Genomic DNA, 2,395 nt, shown 5'->3' with positions numbered 1-2,395 from the left:
GCCGGACGGCCGCGCGCCGGACAGCCGCGCGCCGGACCGACTCGAGGCTAAGCATCGGCTCCAAGACGTGGCTGAGCTATCCGGCAAACGGTGATTCATAACGCCGGTCCCCAGTGCCAAAGGGCTGTCCGCCGGGATGAAAGCCCCCATGTGACTGGCTGCCGGGAGGCGAATGCCCATGGGACTGGCTGTCGGGAGGCGCGTTCCCGTAGGGCTGGCTCCCGGGAGGCGAATTGCCGTAGGGCTGGCCGCCGGGAGGGGAGTTCCCGTAGGGCTGGTCGGCCGGAGAAGCAGAGCCTTCAAAGCCCGGCCCGTACTGCGAAGGTGGTCCGGCGAACGACTGGCCACCCGGTCCCGGCGCCGACCCCCGCGTCACCACGGCCGCGATGAGCAGACCCACCCCCGCCGCCGAGATCAAGGCCGTGATCAGGCCGATCAGGCCGAACACGAGGCCGTACTGGGTCGCTGAGTAGTCCAGTGACGAGTACAGCACGGGGATCAGCATCGTCCAGGCGAACTGGAGCAGGCTGCCGAGCAGCAGCGCGCCCAGGCCCAGCCGGGCGAAGAGCATGCTGCGCGGGCTCAGCCGGTCTCGCCGGGCGGCGACCAGGACGAAGCCCGCGATCAGCACCGCCAGCAGGGGCAGGTGGCCCAGCAGGCCCGAGAACAGGTATCCCACCGTCATGCCCGCGACCTTAACGGCCGGGTGCGACATCCCACGGATGATGATCAACGCCTAGCATGAGGCGATGGGCCTGACCTTCGTCTCCGAGCCGGTGCGGGTGCGTACCCCGGCGACCAGCGCCAATCTCGGTCCGGGCTTCGACACGCTGGGTCTGGCGCTCACGCTCTACGACGACCTGAGTGCCCGGGTCACCGGGGATTCCTGGACCGTCGCCGTGACCGGTGAGGGCGCTGGTGAGCTGCCCACCGATGAGAGTCATCTGGTTATGCGGGCCATGCTCGCCACGTTCGACGAGCTCGGTGGCCGTCCGGCCGGGGTGGCCGTGGAGTGTGTCAACCGCATCCCGCAGGCGCGTGGGCTCGGGTCGTCGTCCGCGGCCATCGTCGGTGGGGTGCAGCTGGCCCGTGCGCTGGTACGGGAGCAGCTGGATGACGAGGCCGCCCTGCGGATCGCCGCGCGGCTGGAGGGGCACCCGGACAACGTCGCTCCTTGCCTGCTCGGGGGCTTCACCATTGCCTGGACCGAGGCGAGCGGTTCCCGGGCCGTACGGCTGGACGTCGCTCCCGGCGTACAACCGACGCTTTTTGTTCCGCAGGAACGGGGCCTGACCGCCACCGCGCGGGCCGCGCTGCCCAGCGCCGTGCCCCATGCGGACGCCGCGTTCAACACCGGCCGGGCCGCGCTGCTGGTCCACGCCCTCACCCGGGAGCCCAAGCTTCTCTTCACCGCCACCGAGGACCGGCTGCACCAGGGGTATCGGGCCGAGGCGATGCCCGGCACGGCTTCTCTGGTGGCGGCGCTGCGTTCTGTCGGGGTTGCGGCAGTTGTCAGCGGCGCGGGGCCGACGGTGCTGGCCCTGAGCCCGGTACCTGCTGATTTCCGGCCCGGAACCGAATGGCGCGCCGAGTCGTTGGGCGTGGATAGCGGCGGCGCCCTTGTCAAAGGGAGTATGGTGGAACACGCCGAGCGGGGCCCTGTTGCCGCAGGTCGTCAGAGTTGACTACGCTCAAGACCTAGCACAGCCGCGAAGCAAGCGATCTCTGCGGTTCGGCGCGCACCCGAGACTCATGGCATTCTGCCGGTCTCAATTCTCATCAAGGCACGTCGCCGAGCAGCGGATCTCCAGATCGCTGCACTCGCCGAGACCTATCCGTCACTGTCCGACGGGTCGGGAAACCGTCGAGCTGCCGTGCTGCAAACTCCCGCGCCGCAGTTGCGAAGCGGGTTCCGAGGGCACCCGGCCACCAGGCTGCAGACCCGGGTGGACTTGGCTTTTTCGACGGAAGGAATCCATTGAGCGACACCACCGACGTGACGTCGGGTGTTTCTGACGTCGCTGACGACGGCGCCACCACCGCTGCTGTCACCAAGCGTCGCCGCGGCGGCACCGGGCTGTCGGCGATGCTGCTGCCCGAGCTGCAGAGTCTCGCCGCCTCCCTCGGCATCTCCGGCACCGCCCGGATGCGCAAGGGCGAGCTCATCACCGCCATCTCGGAGCGCCAGAGCGGCGGGGCCCCGGCTGCCTCGGCTGCCTCGACCAAGGCCACCAGCACCCCGCGCCCGCGCACGACGAACGGTTCCGCCGCCGCGGCGGCCGAGCCTGCCGCCAAGGCTCCGGCGGCCAAGGCTCCTGTAGCCGAGGCTCCGGCGGCTTCGGCCCCCGCCCCGGCTGTTCAGGCCGCAGTGGTCGAGGCCCCGCCGGCTCCGGCC

Annotated in this window: 3 protein-coding genes; 2 read left to right on the top strand and 1 reads right to left on the bottom strand. The window is 70.4% G+C overall.

Translation table 11 applies throughout. The annotated features are described in order from the left end of the window. Window positions 1-76: 76 nt before the first annotated feature. Window positions 77-715 (bottom strand): hypothetical protein, encoded by a 639-nt coding sequence (locus AB0C29_RS43785; protein WP_360833623.1) that lies wholly within the window; start codon window positions 713-715, stop codon window positions 77-79. A gap of 34 nt (window positions 716-749) precedes the next feature. Here AB0C29_RS43785 and thrB point away from each other — a divergent pair, with 34 nt between their 5' ends. Then, window positions 750-1,685, top strand: a complete 936-nt coding sequence (gene thrB, locus AB0C29_RS43780) for a homoserine kinase (RefSeq protein WP_360833621.1) — start codon at window positions 750-752, stop codon at window positions 1,683-1,685. Between the two features lie 293 nt (window positions 1,686-1,978). Next, a partial coding sequence (locus tag AB0C29_RS43775; RefSeq protein WP_360833619.1) for a Rho termination factor N-terminal domain-containing protein occupies window positions 1,979-2,395 on the top strand: 417 nt, incomplete at its 3' end.

This window comes from Actinoplanes sp. NPDC048791 (genome assembly GCF_040650095.1).
Lineage (GTDB): Bacteria > Actinomycetota > Actinomycetes > Mycobacteriales > Micromonosporaceae > Actinoplanes.
This window is presented reverse-complemented; position numbering and strand designations above follow the sequence as displayed.